This window comes from Variovorax ureilyticus (assembly GCF_037889935.1).
Taxonomy (GTDB): Bacteria; Pseudomonadota; Gammaproteobacteria; order Burkholderiales; family Burkholderiaceae_C; genus Variovorax; species Variovorax ureilyticus.
Genome location: NZ_JBBKZU010000016.1, coordinates 88,630 through 103,322, shown reverse-complemented (window position 1 = coordinate 103,322; position 14,693 = coordinate 88,630). Strand labels below are relative to the sequence as shown.

Sequence of the window (14,693 nt, the reverse complement as noted above, 5' to 3'; positions counted from 1 at the left end):
GCGCCCGCGGAACCGGCTCGCCGGGCTGCCGGGTGCGCCCCCGGTGAGGGGGTGCAGAGCCACACGAAGTGGGCGAGGCTGGGAGTGAGCTTCATCCTAGGCTGCCATCGGAACGGGTTCGTCGCTGCCGCCCAGGTAGGCGTCGAGCACACGGGGGTTGACCTGCACTTCGGCAGGCGTGCCTTCGGCGATGACGGTGCCGAACTCCAGCACCGTGATGCGATCGGCGAGGTTCATCACGAACTCCATGTCGTGTTCGACGATGAGGATGCCCAGCCCTTCCGCACGCAGTTGAGAAAGCAGCGTCGCGAGGGCCTGCTTCTCCAGATGGCGAAGACCGGCCGCGGGCTCGTCGAGCAGCAGCGCGGCCGGTTGGCCCGCGAGCGCACGGGCGATCTCGACCACGCGCTGCTGGCCGAGCGCGAGCGACGCGGCGGGCACGTCGGCATAGGCACCAAGGCCACAGCGCTCGATCTGCCGGCGCGCTTCGGCGAGCAGTGCCGCCTCTTCGGCGCGGTCGAGCCGCAGCATCGAGGCGATCCAGCCGTGACGTCCGCGCCGATGCGCGCCGACGGCGACGTTCTCCAGCACGGTGCGGGTGCCGAGCAGGCGCACATGCTGGAAGGTGCGGCCCAGGCCGCGCGCAGCGTAGTCGCGCGAAGGCTTGCCGTTCATCGTCTCGCCGATGAGCCGCACTTCACCTTCGGTCGGGTCGTCGACCCCCGAGATCATGTTGAAGAAGGTGCTCTTGCCCGCGCCGTTGGGGCCGATCAACGCGTGCACCTCGCCGGCCTTCAGCGTCATCGCGACCGCGTTGTTTGCGACGAGGCCGCCGAAGCGCTTGGTGACCTTGTCCGATTCGAGCAGCAGCGTGCCGGCCGGCGGCAGCGTGCGGCCGGCGAGCGATGCGGTCGACTTCGGCGCGCGCACCGGCTCGGGCTTGAGGAAGCGCGACGACCAGCGCGCGAGCGTCGGCCACAGGCCGTCGGCGAAGCGCTGCAGGACGAAGAGCATCAGCAGCCCGAAGACGATCACCTCGAAGTTGCCGCTGGCGCCGAGCAGCTTGGGCAGGATGTCCTGCAGTTGCTCCTTGACCAGCGTGATGAGCGTCGCGCCGAGCACCGCGCCCCACAGGTGACCCGCGCCGCCCACCACCGCCATGAAGAGGTACTCGATGCCGATGTTGAGGTTGAACGGCGTCGGGTTCACGAAGCGCTGCATGTGCGCATAGAGCCAGCCCGACAGCGCCGCGAGCAGTGCCGCGAGCACGAACACCTTGACGCGATAACGCGCCGTGTCGACGCCCATCGATTCGGCCATCACGCGGCCCGACTTGAGCGCACGGATCGCCCGGCCTTCGCGCGAATCGAGCAGGTTGTGCAGCGCCCAGAGCGCGAGCAGCAATGCCGCCCAGATCAGCGGCCCGAGTGCGCGCGGCGATGCGAGCGAGAGGCCCGCGACGGTCAGCGCCGGAAGCCCGGTGATGCCAGTCTGCCCGCCGAGGAACTCGAGGTTGCCGAACAGGAAGTAGAGGCTCAGGCCCCATGCGATCGTGCACAGCGGCAGGTAATGGCCCGAGAGCTTGAGCGTGATCGCGCCGAGCGCCCACGCCACCGCGAAGGTCAGCACGAGGCCGAGCACCAGCCCGACCCACGGCAGCGCGCCCGCCGGCACGAAGCCGCCCAGCGCGGCCGCCGCTGCGGGCGACGTGCAGACCCACGCGGTCGCATACGCGCCGATCGCCACGAACGCAGCCTGACCGAAGGAGGTCATGCCGCCGATGCCGGTGAGCATCACGAGTCCCGCCGCGACCATCGAATAGAGGCCGATGTAGCTGAACATCGTCACGGTGAACTCGGGCAGCCAGGCCCAGCTCAGCGCGAGCGCGGCGATGCAGATGAGGGTGAGGTGGCGGCGGGTCATTCCTCATCCTCCACGTGACGGCTGCGGAGAGACCGCCACCAAAGTACAGGGATGATCAAGGTGAACACGAGCACTTCCTTGAACGCGCTCGCCCAGAACGAAGAGAAGGCTTCGAGCTGCCCCACCAGCAGCGCGCCGAGCACCGCGATGGGATAGCTCGCGAGCCCGCCGACGATCGCCGCGACGAAGCCCTTGAGCCCGATGAGGAAGCCGGTGTCGTAATACACCGTGGTCAGCGGCGCAATGAGCAGGCCGGAGACCGCGCCGATCAGCGCCGCGAGCGCGAAGCTCAGGTCGCCCGACAGGTCGGTCGGGATACCCATGAGGCGCGCGCCGACACGGTTCATCGCGGTGGCGCGCAGCGCCTTGCCGACGATGGAGCGTTCGAAGAAGAGGAACATCAGCACGACCAGCACCGCCGCCACGCCGACCACCACCATCGACTGGCCGGTGATCGCGAGCCCGCCGATGTCGAGCCGCGCTTCGGAGAAAGGCGGCGTGCGCGAGCCTTCGGCGCCGAAGAACAGCAGGCCGAGGCCGACCAGCACGCCGTGCAGCGCCACCGAGACGATCAGCAGGATCAGCACCGTCGCATCCGCCAGCGGCCGGTAGGCCAGGCGATACAGCAGCGGACCGAGCGGCGTGATGAGCACCAGCGCGGTGACCGCCTGCATCGCGAGCGACGTGGATTTCACGCCCAGCACCAGCACGCAGGCGACGAGCGGGAAAGCGATGGTCCAGACGGCCGTGGCCTTCCAGTCCACGGTCGCGCCGCGCTTCCAGCGCCAGCCTTCGACCGCCAGCGTCGCGACGGCGAGGGCCACCAGCAGCCAGAGCGTGGCCGGCGTGCGCCCGGCGTTGAGCGCGGCCATCGACAACGCGCCGAAAGCCACCAGCTCGCCCTGCGGGATGAAGATCACCCGCGTGACGGAAAACACCAGCACCAGCGCCAGCGCCATCAGTCCGTAGACGGCGCCGTTGACGATGCCGTCCTGCCCCAGCAAAAGGGCGATGTCGAAATCCATGTCTGTTCCAGTCAGTCCATCAACCTGCGCGCACCGAAGCACCAAGGCCAGGGATACCGCGGAACCGGCTCAGCCGGGCCGCTGGTATCGCCCCCTGCAAGGGGGTTGGCGTAGCGACACGAAGTGCGCGAAGCCTGGGGGTGGGTCAAGGTGACGGGGGGATGTACTTCCAGGCGCCGTTCTCGATCTTCACCATCACGCGGGCGCGCTGGTCCAGGCCGAGGTGGTCGTTGGGCGTCATGTTGAACACGCCATGTGCGCCGGGCAGTTCCTTGACCTGTTCGAGCGCGTCGCGCAGTGCAGCGCGGAACTCGGGCGTGCCGGGCTGCGCCTTCTTGAGCGCAACCGGAACCGCGGCGGCCATCAGCAGCCCCGTGTCCCAGGCATGCGCGCCGAAGGTCGAGACCGAGCCCTTGCCGTTCGCGGCTTCGTACGCCGACACATAGGCGAGCGCGGACTTCTTCACCGGGTTGCTGGCAGGCAACTGTTCGGCGACCAGCACCGGGCCGGCCGGCAGGAAGGTGCCTTCGACATCCTTGCCGCCCACGCGCAGGAAGTCGGCGTTGGCGACGCCGTGCGTCTGGTAGACCTTGCCGGCGTAGCCGCGCTCCTTGAGGCTCTTCTGCGGCAGCGCGGCGGGCGTGCCCGAACCCGCGACGAGGATCGCGTCGGGCTTGGCGGACATCAGCTTGAGCGTCTGGCCCGTGACCGAGGTGTCGGTGCGCGCATAGCGCTCGTTGCTGACGATCTTCAGCTTCTTGAGGTCGGCCGCCTTGGAGAACTCCTGGAACCAGCCTTCACCGTAGGCGTCGGAGAAACCGATGAAACCCACGGTCTTCACGCCGTTGGACGCCATGTGCTCGGCGATCGCGAGCGACATCATGATGTCGTTCTGCGGCGTCTTGAAGACCCAGCGCTTCTTGGCATCCACCGGCTCGACGATGCGCGCCGAAGCGGCCATCGAGATCACGGGCGTCTGGCTTTCGGCAGCGACGTCGATCATCGCGAGCGAATTCGGCGTGGTGGTCGAGCCGAGGATGATGTCCACCTTGTTCTCGGAGATCAGCTTGCGCGTGTTGTTGACCGCTGCGGTGGTGTCGCTGGCGTCGTCGAGCACGATGTAGTTGATCTTCTGGCCCCCGATGGTCTTGGGCATCAGCGCGATGGTGTTCTTCTCGGGAATGCCCAGCGAAGCCGCCGGCCCGGTGGCCGAGACGGTCACGCCGACGTTGATGTCCGCATGCGCGAGTGCCGACGCCAGCAGCGCCGCGATCACCGCGAGGGGTTTGAGGTGTTTCATGAGCATGTCTCCGTTGTGGTGGTTGATGAAAGAGTGAGCTGACTTCTAGGCGTCTACGTGCACGATGCGCTGCGGGATCTTCACGCCCGGCAGTCCGCCGAGGAAGAGATCGGCCACCACCGGGGCCATGGCGTCGTAGTCGAGTTCGCCGTCCGGGCGCATCCAGATGAACATCCAGTTGATCATGCCGAACAGCAGCATGGTCAGCGGCTTGGCGAGCGCCGCGTCGCGCAGGTCGGGCCGCAGTTCGAGCACCGCGCGCGCGAAGCCCGACACCACCTTGCGCTGCGTGCCGAGCACGCGCTCGCGGTCCTCGGGCTCCATGAACTTCACGTCCTCCGTCAGCACGCGGTGCGCATGGCGCGCACCCGCGTATTCCTGCACGAAGCGGCGGATGAGTTCGCGCAGGTGCGCCTCGGCGTCGAGCTTCTGTGCCTCGACGTCGGTGACGAGCCCTTCGAGTCGCGACACGTGGTTCTCGGCGATGCTGACCAGCAGGCTGTATTTGTCGCGGTAGTAGTGATAGAGCAGGGCCTTGGAAAATCCGCACGCTTCCGCCACCTGGTTCATCGAGGTGGCGGAATAGCCGCGGTTGGCGAAGAGCTGCGCGGCGTTCTCGAGAATCATCTCGCGCTGATCGTCGTAACCGGGTGAGCGTCCACGGGCCATGGAATTCCTTGTTCTAGCGTTCGTCGAACGAGAGGACCACCTTCTCTGTCAATGGATGGGCCTGGCAGGTCAGAACGAAGCCGGCTGCGACCTCGTTCTTGTCGAGCGCAAAGTTTCGCTCCATTCGCACCTCGCCTTCGACGACCTTGGCACGGCAGGTGCCGCATACGCCAGAGGTGCACGAGAACGGCACTTCGAGCCCGGAGGCCGAGGCGCAGTCGAGGATGCTCGGCTGGTCCTTGCGGAACTCGATCTCGCGCTGCAGGCCGTCGCGGATGATGACGATCTTCGCCACTTCGGCATCGCCCGGCTTGGCCTCGTGGATCACCGCGCCCACCGGTGCGCCTTCGGGCGTCGCGACGCCGAAGCGCTCAATGTGGATGCGGTCTTCCGGCACGCCGGCCGCGAGCAGCGCGGCCTCGGCCTCGTCGTTCATCTGGAACGGGCCGCAGATGTAGGCGTGGTCGATGCTGCCGGCGGGCACGACGCTCGCGAAGAACTCGCCGAGCTTCTCGCGGCCCATGCGGCCCATGTTCAGCGGCGCATCGGTCGGCTCGCCGCTGAACACGTGGTGCAGAACGAGGCGGGTCATGTAGCGGTTCTTCAGGTCCTCGAGCTCTTCCTTGAACATCGTGGACTGCAGCTTGCGGTTGCCGTAGATCAGCGTGAAGCGCGAGTGGGGCTCTCGCGCCAGCACCGTCTTCATGATCGACAGGATCGGCGTGATGCCGCTCCCGCCGACGATGCCGACATGGTGGCGCTTCGCCTCGGGCTCGATCGGCACGAAGAAACGGCCCTGCGGCGCCATCACGTTGATGGTGTCGCCGGGCTGGAGCTTCTCGTTGATCCAGTTGGAGAAGGTGCCGCCCTTGACCTTGCGCACGCCGACGCGCAGCTCGCCGTCATCGACGCCGGCGCAGATCGAGTAGGAACGGCGCAGGTCCTGGCCTTCGATCTCCTTGCGCAGGGTGAGGTACTGGCCCTGCGTGAAGCCGAAGACTTCGCGCAGGTCGGTCGGCACGTCGAAGGAAACGATCACCGCTTCGTCGGTGTCCGGTGCGATCTGGCGCACGGTCAATGGATGGAACATGACGCTCATGGGGGTGCTCCGCCGCTTCAGATCGGCTTGAAATGTTCGAAGGGTTCGCGGCAGGCAATGCAGCGATACATGGACTTGCAGGCGGTGGAGCCGAACGCGGAGAGACGCTCCGTGTTCTTGCTCCCGCAACGCGGGCAAATCACCGTGTCGGCCTTGCGGCCGAAGATGCGGATCGGCACCGCGCCATCGGGTGCGGGGCCGGGCGGCGCGATGCCGTATTCGAAGAGCTTGCGGCGGCCTTCGGCGCTGATCCAGTCGGTGGTCCAGGCGGGTGCGCGCTGCAAGGTCACGTAGGCGGGCCCGAGGCCGGCCTTCTCGATCGCGGCGAGCACGTCATGCTCGATGACTTCGGTCGCGGGGCAGCCCGAGTAGGTCGGCGTGAGCACGACTTCGAGCCGGTCGTCGTGCTCGACCACGTCGCGCACGATGCCCAGGTCGCGTACCGACAGCGCCGGCACCTCGGGGTCGAGCACCGTCCCGAGCACGTCCCAGGCCCGTTCGCTGCGCGTCGCCATGGGCGCCTGCGCGTTCACCAGACGCCCCCGGGGTAGGCGCGCTGCAGATACTGCATCTCGGCGAGGATGTAGCCCATGTGCTCGCTGTGCACGCCGCGCTTGCCGGTGCTGCGGAAAGCCGCATCGTCGGGGCGCTGGAGCGTGGCTTCGCCCAGGATGGCGTCCATTTCTTCGAGCCACTTCGCCTGCAGGTCGGTCCAGCGCGGGCCGATGCCTGCGGCGCTCGCGGCCTCGTCGATCGCGTCGGATTCGAAGAGCTCGGGCACGTAGAGCCACAGCTCGCGCAGTGCCTTCTCGATGCGCTGGCGGGCTTCGTCGGTGCTGTCGCCCAGGCGCACGACCCAGTCGGCGGCGTGCTGCTGGTGGTAGCGCGCTTCCTTGACCGCCTTGCCGGCGATCGCTGCGAGTTCGGCGTTGCTCGACTCGTGCAGGCGTTCCCAGAGCAGCTTCATGAGCGTGGCCATCATCGCGTTGCGCACCACGGTGAAGGCGAAGTCGCCGCGCGGCAGCTCGACCATGGTGAGGTTGCGGTAGTCCTTCTCCTGGCGCAGGAAGGCGAGCTGGTCTTCGTCATGCCCTCGGCCTTCGAGCTGGCCCGCGAGCGTGAGCACCGCGCGGGACTGGCCGATGAGGTCGAGCGCCATGTTCGACATGGCGATGTCTTCTTCGAGGATGGGCGCGTGCCCGGACCACTCGGAAATGCGCTGCGCGTGGATCAGGCAGGTGTCGCCGATGCGCAGCAGGTACTGCACGATGGGCTGGAGGTCGACGGCGATGGAGGCTTGCATCTCGCTCACCTCACATGTGGTCCACAGAACCGGGAAGCTTGTAGAACGTCGGGTGGCGGTAGACCTTGTCTTCCATCGGATCGAAGTACATGTCCTTGTCGCCCGGGTCGCTCGCGACGATCTGGTCGGAGCGCACGACCCACACGCTGGTGCCTTCCTGGCGGCGGGTGTAGACGTCGCGGGCCATCTGGATGGCCATCTTCGGGTCGGCGGCGTGCAGGCTGCCGCAGTGCTTGTGGTCGAGGCCGGAGCGGCTGCGGACGAAGACTTCCCACAGCGGCCACTCGGTGGCGGGGGCTGCGGCGTTCGACGGATTCGGGTTGCTCATGGTCGTATTCCTTGGATCGTGGGTCAGGCAGCGAGGGGTTGGGGCTCGGCGCGCTTGGCGGCGTGGGCGAGCGCGGCATCGCGCACCCAGGCGCCGTCGTCCCATGCCTTGACGCGTGCGCCGAGGCGTTCGCGGTTGCACGGGCCGTCGCCGCCGACCACGCGCCAGAACTCGCTCCAGTCGATCGTGCCGTGATCGTAGTGCTGGCGTTCCTCGTTCCACTTGAGGTCGGGGTCGGGCAGCGTGACGCCGAGCACCTTGGCCTGCTCGATGGTGGCGTCGATGAACTTGGCGCGCAGTTCGTCGTTCGAGATGCGCTTGATGCCCCAGCGCATCGACTGTGCGGAGTTGGGCGACTGGTCATCCGGGGGGCCGAACATCATGATCGACGGCCACCACCAGCGGTTGACCGCGTCCTGCACCATCGCCTTCTGCGCCTCGGTGCCGTGCTGCATCATCGTGAGCAGCGCCTCGAAGCCCTGGCGCTGGTGGAAGCTCTCCTCGCGGCAGATGCGGATCATGGCGCGCGCATAGGGTGCATACGAGCAGCGGCAGATCGGCACCTGGTTCATGATCGCGGCGCCGTCGACCAGCCAGCCGATGGTGCCCATGTCGGCCCAGGTGAGCGTCGGGTAGTTGAAGATCGAGCTGTACTTGGCGCGGCCGGTGTGCAGCGCCTCGAGCATCTGGTCGCGCGAGGTGCCGAGCGTTTCGGCGGCCGAGTAGAGATAGAGCCCGTGGCCGGCTTCGTCCTGGATCTTGGCCAGCAGGATCGCCTTGCGCTTGAGCGTCGGCGCGCGCGTGACCCAGTTGCCTTCCGGCAGCATGCCGACGATTTCCGAGTGCGCGTGCTGGCTGATCTGCCGCACCAGCGTCTTGCGGTAGTGGTCGGGCATCCAGTCCTTGGCCTCGATGAAATCGCCCGCGTCGATATGGGCGTCGAAACGCTCCTCGAGCTGCATTTCCTCGGCGGAACGAACGGCCTTCTTGCCGCCCTCGTCCTTGCCCATCGTGTCCATGGCTTGCGTGTACATCGTGATCTCCTTCCTGATGAGAGAGTCAATAACTGGGTTCAGTAGGTGAGCTGCCGGGTCGACTCGAGATGCGTGTCGACCTCGGCCGGCGTCAGCCATTCGCTCTTGCAGCCGAAATCCTTGAAGAGCGTCATCTGGTCATCGTAGTGCGCGGACTTGCGGCCGTCGGGCGCGATGAAGCCGCTCTGGCCCGGCGGCGCGGAAGTGCACATCGACACGCCGCCGGCGCTGAACACCACCTTGTCGTTCTGCGTGCCGCGGTTCATGAAGCTCGGCAGGCCGAGTTGCTCGCCGGCGCCAGCCTGCGGCGCGCCGATGAAGTTGTTCGTCAGGAAGACGTGCTTCGTGACCGGGGTGCGCCACCGGGCGGGGTCGCTGCCGTAGCGGGCGGTGAGCTCGTTCACCGCCTGCGCGAGCGTGCTGCGGATCATCGCGTCCTGGTCGGCGCCGTTGAAGAAGTCGTAGCGCTGCGGCACGCCGGCCTTCGGGCCAAGCAGTGCGTTGTAGAGCAGCTTGGTGCCGTTGCCCGGACGGATGCTGGCCACCTGCGTCGCGCCGGCATAGCCGCCGCCCGCGTAGGCAGCGAACACCTCGGGCGGCAAATCATCCGAGAGCAGTTGCTTGTAGATGATCGGCAGCCAGGTCATCATGACCGTGGTGGCCGGGCTCTGGTAGGTGCCCTGCGCCGACGGGTCGTCGTTCTCCATGTTCCACGCCGCCAGGATCTTCGCGCCGCGTTGCGCGGGATCGCTGTCCGGCAGGCCGCGGGTGGCGCGGACGATGAAAGGCAGCAGATAGCGCGCATTCGTGTCCGCGTAGGCGGTGCTGCGATTGATGGCCCACAGCTCGTCGCCCGTGAGGCGCGGCTTGGATTCGAGGCGGGCGATGAATTCGTTCACGCGGTCCACCACGCTGTAGTTGCCGCCGTCGCTCACGGCACCGGGTGCGGACTGGTTGTTCCAGTTCGCCACATAACCCTGCGCCGGGTTGAGGACCTGCGGGTCCTCGCTGAACGGACGGATGCCGAGCCACTCCATCGAGCCGTCGCCGACCGCAGGCAGCCGCGGGTCCTGCGAAGCGGGCCGGATGGGCAGGCGGCCTGGCGACACGTAGCCGATGTTGCCGTCGGCGTCGGCGTAGTACCAGTTGATGGTGATCGCGACGCGAGAGGCCTGCGCGAGCCACTGCTCCCAGTTCTTCGCCTGCATCGAGTGGATCCAGCCGAGCAGCGATTCGAGCTCGTAGCCGTCCCAGCTGCGCTTCATCGAGTAGGCGGTGTTGTTCGGCAGGTCGAAGTCGGTGACGATGCCGTGCACGGTCGCGTACACGTCGAGCGTCTGGTCGGGCTGGCCCTTGACCTTGATGACCTCGGTGCGCTTGGTCATCGGCCGCATGCTGCCGTTGAAGCTGTACTCGTAGCGGTTCGAAGGATTGAGCCGCTCCTGGTACATGTCGTTGACGTCCAGCGGTCCCGCCGTGGCGCCCCAGGCGATCTTGCCGTTGGTGCCGAACAGGACGACCGGATGCGCGAAGGGCGTATTGCCGGTCACCTCGTAGCCCGCGCCGTGCAGGCCGACCGCGAACACGTAGGAAGGATTGAACCAGTTGAACTGCGGCCCGTTGATGAGCACCGTGCTGCCGTCGGCCGTCTTCTTCGGCCCGGCGATCCACAGGTTGCTCGCGACCGGCCGTTCCCACGGCTCGGCGACGCCGCGCCGCGCGGCATCGACCTCGTTGCGCGAAACGAGCAGTGCCGGCGAAACCGGCGCAAGACGCGCCAGCAGCTCGTTGTCCGGCGTCGCGGGTTCCGCCGCGGCCTGCGCGCGTGCGCCGGTGCGCGGCACGGTGGTGGGCGCGAGCGGGTCCTCGACCCAGCGGATCTGGTCGAACAGGGCGCGTCCGGTCTCATCGCCGCGCGCCTTCTTGAGCTGCTCCAGCAGGCGCAGGTTCGCGACCTCGCTGCTGGTGTTCGAGTAACGGTTGGCCATGGTGCCGACCCAGATCATCGCGACGTCGTAGCCGGTCCAATCGGCCTTCGGCTCGAAGCCGGCGTCGATGAACTGGCGCGGCATCAGCGTGGACGGGCTGGCAAGGACTTCTTTCACGCGTGCGTTGAAGCCTGCGGCGTAGCCGTCGAAGATCGCGCGGTCATCGGCCGAGAGCCTGGCCATCTGCGCACGGATCGACTCGGGCGTGAACGTCGAACGGCTGCCCTTGTCGAGTGCCACGTAGGACGGACCCATGACTTCGGAGACCGTGCCCAGCACAGCACGGCGGGCCATCTCCATCTGGAAGAGTCGGTCTTCGGCGACGACATGGCCGTAGCCATAGAAGAGGCCGTAGGTGTCGTTTGCATAGACGTGCGGCACGCCATAGGTGTCGCGCTTGATCGTGGCGGTACCGCTCGGATGGCCGCCCATGGCGGCGCAGCCGGCGAGCGCGAGCGATGCGCAGAGAAGGGTGAGATTTCGCAGCATGAATCGACTCGTTCCCGCTCAGGCCTTGCGCTCGTCGACCACGCGCCGGGCCTTGCCGGTCAGGGTGCGTTCGATGCTGTCGGGCCGAAGCACCGTGACGGTGGTGCTGATGCCGACCAGCGTCTTGATGCGCTGCTGCAGCCAGCGTGCGATCTCGGCGACCTCCTTCTCGCCCGTCGCCGGGGCCGCCAGCGGCTGCAGTTCGCACTTCACGTGGACCGCATCGAGCAGCCCGTCGCGGCTCACGTTGATCTGGTACTGCCCGGACAGCTTGGCGTGCTGCAGCACGATCTCCTCGATCTGCGTCGGGAACACGTTCACGCCGCGGATGATCAGCATGTCGTCCGAGCGGCCGACGATCTTGCCCATGCGGCGGAACGCGCGTGCCGTGGGCGCCAGCAGGCGCGTGAGGTCGCGCGTGCGGTAGCGGATGATCGGCAGCGCTTCCTTGGAGAGCGAGGTGAAGACCAGTTCGCCTTCCGAACCATCGGGCAGCACTTCGCCGGTCTCGGGGTCGATGATCTCGGGATAGAAGTGGTCTTCCCAGATCACCGGGCCGTCCTTGGTCTCGATGCATTCGCTGGCGACGCCCGGGCCCATCACTTCCGACAGGCCGTAGATGTCGACCGCGTCGATGCCGGCCTTGTTCTCGATCTCGTGGCGCATCGCCTCGGTCCAGGGCTCGGCCCCGAAGATGCCGACCTTGAGCGAGCTTTCTCGCGGGTCCAGCCCCTGGCGCACGAACTCTTCCACGATCACCTGCATGTAGCTCGGCGTGACCATGATGATGTCGGGCTTGAAGTCGCGGATGAGCTGCACCTGCTTCTCGGTCTGCCCGCCCGACATCGGGATGACGGTGCAGCCGAGCTTCTCCGCGCCGTAGTGCGCGCCGAGACCACCGGTGAAAAGGCCGTAGCCGTAGGCCACATGCAGGATGTCGCCCGCGCGGCCGCCGGCGGCGCGGATGGAGCGCGCGACGAGCGTGGCCCAGGTGTCGATGTCGTTCTTCGTGTAGCCGACGACCGTGGGCTTGCCCGTGGTGCCCGACGACGCATGGATGCGCGACACCTGCTCGCGCGGCACCGCGAAGAGGCCGAAGGGATAGTTGTCGCGCAGGTCCTTCTTGGTGGTGAAGGGAAACTTCGACAGGTCGCTGAGCTGCTTCAGGTCGCTCGGGTGCACGCCCTTCTCGTCGAAGGCCTTCTTGTAGTGCGGCACGTTGTCGTAGGCGTGCTGGAGCGTCCAGCGCAGGCGCTGGAGCTGCAGCGACTGGATCTCGTCGCGGCTCGCGGTTTCGATGGCTTCGAGTTCGCCGGGGCGGGGCTGCTTCACGGGCATGGATGTCTCCTCGGGCTGGCTTACGCGGTGAAGACCGGCTTGCCTTTGATGGTGTAGGAGCGACCGCGGAAGACCGCGATGCGCTCGTTGCGCTGGTTGGTGATGTCGCAGTCGTAGACGCCGGTGCGGCCGGCCTTCGACACTTCGAAGGCGCGCGCGGTGAGCACGTCGCCTTCGCGGCCCGGCGCCATCAGGTCCACCGAGAAGCCCGAGGCCACGGTGAGTTCGTTGTACGAGTTGCAGGCGTAGGCGAAGGCGGTGTCGGCCAACGTGGCGATCAGGCCGCCGTGGCAGATGTCGTGGCCGTTGAGCATGTTCTCGCGCACGGTCATCGTGACGGTCGCCTTGCCGGGCGTGGTTTCGGTGACTTCCATGCCGAGGCCTCGGGCCGCGCGGTCGTTGGCGAACATGCGTTCGCGAACGAGGTCGGCGATCTGCTGCGGGGTGCGTTCGGAGTGAGGTGTGGACATATCAGTTTTCGATGGCGCCGCATGGCCGAGGCCAGGAACCCCGCGGAACCGGCTTTGCCGGGCCGCCGGGGTTGCCCCCGGAGAGGGGGTGTCCGAGCCACACGCAGTGGGCGAGGCTGGGGGTGAGCTTCATTTCAGCGGTCGGTGAACTGGGGAGCGCGCTTCGCGCCGAACGCGGCCACGCCTTCGAGGTAATCGTGGGCGCGGCCCAGTTCGGCTTGCAGCGCAGCTTCGTGGTCGAGCGCCTGGTCGAGCGTGAAGTGCTGCGCGGCATCGACCGCGGCGCGGGTGGCGGCCAGCGCCTTCACCGGCATGGCGGCGAGGCGCTCGGCGAGCTTGCGGGCTTCGTCGGCGAGCGCGGCGTCTTCGACGCACTTCCAGATGAGGCCGACACGTTCGGCTTCCGCCGCGCCGAGCTTGTCGCCGAGCATCGCCAAGCCCAGCGCGCGGGCGCGGCCGACGATGCGCGGCAGCAGCCAGGTGCCGCCGGTGTCGGGCACGAGGCCGATCTTCGCGAACGCCTGGATGAAGCTCGCCGACTGCGCGGCCAGCACGAGATCGCAATTCAGCGCGAGGTTCGCACCCGCGCCGGCCGCCACGCCGTTGACTGCGGCGATCACCGGCACCGGCATCGACTTGAGGCGCTTGACCAGCGGCGTGTAGTGCAGCGCGATCGCGCGGCTCAGGTCCTTGGGCGGCTCGCCGGCGGGCGACGGCGCGACCATCGGGTCGGCCAGGTCCTGTCCGGCGCAGAAGCCGCGGCCGGCGCCGGTGAGGATCACGCAGCGCACGGCGGCATCCGCTGCGGCCGCATCGAGCGCCGCGCGAAGCTGCTCGTGCATGGCGCCGTTGAAGCTGTTGAGCGCGGCGGGCCGGTTGAGCGTGAGCGTCAGAACCGGGCCGTCCTGCGAGGCGAGGACGAGTGCATCAGACAAGCTGTGTCTCCAGACGTGGGAACGGGATCGGGGTGCCGGGCGGGTGTTGATCTGCGTCAAAAGTATTGTTGACCGACCGGTCGGTGAATCATAAGATCGTCATCAATCCTGACGCAAGTCAAACTTGCAGAGGGTTTACCCCTAGCCCAGAAACCACCCGGAATCCCACCGGGAAAAGGAGACAGCCTTGCCCTGCTATTCCATCGAAGGCGTGGTGCCGGTCATCGACCCGAGCGCCTACGTGCACCCCACCGCCGTGCTGATCGGCGACGTGATCGTCGGGCCCGACTGCTATGTCGGCCCCTGCGCCGTGCTGCGCGGCGACTTCGGCCGCATCGAGCTCAAGCGCGGCTCCAACCTGCAGGACACCTGCGTGATCCACGGCTTTCCGCAGCAGGACACCGTGGTGGAAGAAAACGGCCACATCGGCCATGGCGCCGTGCTGCACAGCTGCATCGTGCGGCGCGATGCGCTGGTGGGCATGAACGCGGTCGTCATGGACGAAGCCGAGGTCGGCGAAGCGACCATCCTCGCGGCCTGCGCCTTCGTTCCGGCCGGCAAGAAGATCCCGCCGAGATCGCTCGCCGCAGGCATCCCAGCGAAGGTGATCCGCGAACTGACGGACCAGGAAGTCGCGTGGAAGCTCGAAGGCACGAAGACCTATCAAGACCTCACGAAGCGCAGCCTCGCGAGCATGAAGGAGGTCACGGCACTCCCCGCGGTCGAGGCTAACCGGCCGCGCGTGCAGGCGCCGGACGTGAAGCCGCTGATCGCGACCAAGCGCGGCTGAGC

Annotated in this window: 14 protein-coding genes; 1 reads left to right on the top strand and 13 read right to left on the bottom strand. The window is 67.3% G+C overall.

Annotated elements, in window-relative coordinates; genetic code table 11:
* Positions 1-96: 96 nt before the first annotated feature.
* From WKW77_RS28360 to WKW77_RS28300, 13 genes are all read right to left on the bottom strand, one after another.
* Positions 97-1,923, bottom strand: coding sequence for a branched-chain amino acid ABC transporter ATP-binding protein/permease (locus tag WKW77_RS28360; RefSeq protein WP_340360238.1), 1,827 nt, complete (start codon positions 1,921-1,923; stop codon positions 97-99).
* A complete protein-coding gene (locus WKW77_RS28355) occupies positions 1,920-2,948 on the bottom strand; it encodes a branched-chain amino acid ABC transporter permease (RefSeq protein WP_340360237.1) in 1,029 nt (342 codons plus the stop codon). Before WKW77_RS28355 ends, WKW77_RS28360 begins: the two co-directional genes overlap by 4 nt.
* Before the next feature lie 145 nt (positions 2,949-3,093).
* The gene (locus WKW77_RS28350) at positions 3,094-4,248 is read right to left on the bottom strand and encodes an ABC transporter substrate-binding protein (RefSeq protein ID WP_340360236.1); all 1,155 of its coding nucleotides are present in this window, start codon (positions 4,246-4,248) and stop codon (positions 3,094-3,096) included.
* A 45-nt stretch (positions 4,249-4,293) separates the two neighbouring features.
* Positions 4,294-4,917 (bottom strand): TetR/AcrR family transcriptional regulator, encoded by a 624-nt coding sequence (locus WKW77_RS28345; RefSeq protein ID WP_340360235.1) that lies wholly within the window; start codon positions 4,915-4,917, stop codon positions 4,294-4,296.
* A gap of 13 nt (positions 4,918-4,930) precedes the next feature.
* Entirely contained in the window at positions 4,931-6,016 is a 1,086-nt protein-coding gene (paaE, locus tag WKW77_RS28340) for a 1,2-phenylacetyl-CoA epoxidase subunit PaaE (RefSeq protein ID WP_340360234.1), read from the bottom strand.
* Between the two features lie 17 nt (positions 6,017-6,033).
* Positions 6,034-6,531 (bottom strand): 1,2-phenylacetyl-CoA epoxidase subunit PaaD, encoded by a 498-nt coding sequence (gene paaD, locus WKW77_RS28335; RefSeq protein ID WP_340360233.1) that lies wholly within the window; start codon positions 6,529-6,531, stop codon positions 6,034-6,036.
* A gap of 14 nt (positions 6,532-6,545) precedes the next feature.
* Positions 6,546-7,319 carry a 1,2-phenylacetyl-CoA epoxidase subunit PaaC gene (gene paaC / locus WKW77_RS28330; RefSeq protein ID WP_340360232.1) on the bottom strand — a complete coding sequence of 258 codons (774 nt, stop codon included), beginning with the start codon at positions 7,317-7,319 and terminating at the stop codon, positions 6,546-6,548.
* A 10-nt stretch (positions 7,320-7,329) separates the two neighbouring features.
* Positions 7,330-7,647, bottom strand: coding sequence for a 1,2-phenylacetyl-CoA epoxidase subunit PaaB (gene paaB, locus WKW77_RS28325; protein ID WP_340360231.1), 318 nt, complete (start codon positions 7,645-7,647; stop codon positions 7,330-7,332).
* Positions 7,648-7,670: 23 nt separating this feature from the next.
* Positions 7,671-8,681: a 1,2-phenylacetyl-CoA epoxidase subunit PaaA gene (gene paaA, locus WKW77_RS28320; RefSeq protein WP_340360230.1), complete on the bottom strand. Its 1,011-nt coding sequence runs from the start codon at positions 8,679-8,681 to the stop codon at positions 7,671-7,673.
* A gap of 38 nt (positions 8,682-8,719) precedes the next feature.
* Entirely contained in the window at positions 8,720-11,158 is a 2,439-nt protein-coding gene (locus WKW77_RS28315; RefSeq protein ID WP_340360229.1) for a penicillin acylase family protein, read from the bottom strand.
* An 18-nt stretch (positions 11,159-11,176) separates the two neighbouring features.
* Positions 11,177-12,496, bottom strand: a complete 1,320-nt coding sequence (gene paaK / locus WKW77_RS28310; RefSeq protein WP_340360228.1) for a phenylacetate--CoA ligase PaaK — start codon at positions 12,494-12,496, stop codon at positions 11,177-11,179.
* A 20-nt stretch (positions 12,497-12,516) separates the two neighbouring features.
* A complete protein-coding gene (gene paaI / locus WKW77_RS28305) occupies positions 12,517-12,966 on the bottom strand; it encodes a hydroxyphenylacetyl-CoA thioesterase PaaI (protein WP_340360227.1) in 450 nt (149 codons plus the stop codon).
* Positions 12,967-13,100: 134 nt separating this feature from the next.
* On the bottom strand, positions 13,101-13,901 hold the full coding sequence (locus WKW77_RS28300; RefSeq protein ID WP_340360226.1) for an enoyl-CoA hydratase-related protein: 801 nt from the start codon (positions 13,899-13,901) through the stop codon (positions 13,101-13,103).
* A 187-nt stretch (positions 13,902-14,088) separates the two neighbouring features.
* Between WKW77_RS28300 and WKW77_RS28295 the strand changes: the two genes are divergently transcribed.
* Positions 14,089-14,691, top strand: a complete 603-nt coding sequence (locus WKW77_RS28295; protein ID WP_340360225.1) for a phenylacetic acid degradation protein PaaY — start codon at positions 14,089-14,091, stop codon at positions 14,689-14,691.
* Positions 14,692-14,693 lie beyond the last annotated feature (2 nt).

Coding starts and splice junctions, on each gene's coding strand:
- WKW77_RS28360 (WP_340360238.1), bottom strand. CDS start 1,923: ATGACCCGCCGCCACCTCACCCTCATCTGCATCGCCGCGCTCGCGCTG.
- WKW77_RS28355 (WP_340360237.1), bottom strand. CDS start 2,948: ATGGATTTCGACATCGCCCTTTTGCTGGGGCAGGACGGCATCGTCAAC.
- WKW77_RS28350 (WP_340360236.1), bottom strand. CDS start 4,248: ATGAAACACCTCAAACCCCTCGCGGTGATCGCGGCGCTGCTGGCGTCG.
- WKW77_RS28345 (WP_340360235.1), bottom strand. CDS start 4,917: ATGGCCCGTGGACGCTCACCCGGTTACGACGATCAGCGCGAGATGATT.
- paaE (WP_340360234.1), bottom strand. CDS start 6,016: ATGAGCGTCATGTTCCATCCATTGACCGTGCGCCAGATCGCACCGGAC.
- paaD (WP_340360233.1), bottom strand. CDS start 6,531: ATGGCGACGCGCAGCGAACGGGCCTGGGACGTGCTCGGGACGGTGCTC.
- paaC (WP_340360232.1), bottom strand. CDS start 7,319: ATGCAAGCCTCCATCGCCGTCGACCTCCAGCCCATCGTGCAGTACCTG.
- paaB (WP_340360231.1), bottom strand. CDS start 7,647: ATGAGCAACCCGAATCCGTCGAACGCCGCAGCCCCCGCCACCGAGTGG.
- paaA (WP_340360230.1), bottom strand. CDS start 8,681: ATGTACACGCAAGCCATGGACACGATGGGCAAGGACGAGGGCGGCAAG.
- WKW77_RS28315 (WP_340360229.1), bottom strand. CDS start 11,158: ATGCTGCGAAATCTCACCCTTCTCTGCGCATCGCTCGCGCTCGCCGGC.
- paaK (WP_340360228.1), bottom strand. CDS start 12,496: ATGCCCGTGAAGCAGCCCCGCCCCGGCGAACTCGAAGCCATCGAAACC.
- paaI (WP_340360227.1), bottom strand. CDS start 12,966: ATGTCCACACCTCACTCCGAACGCACCCCGCAGCAGATCGCCGACCTC.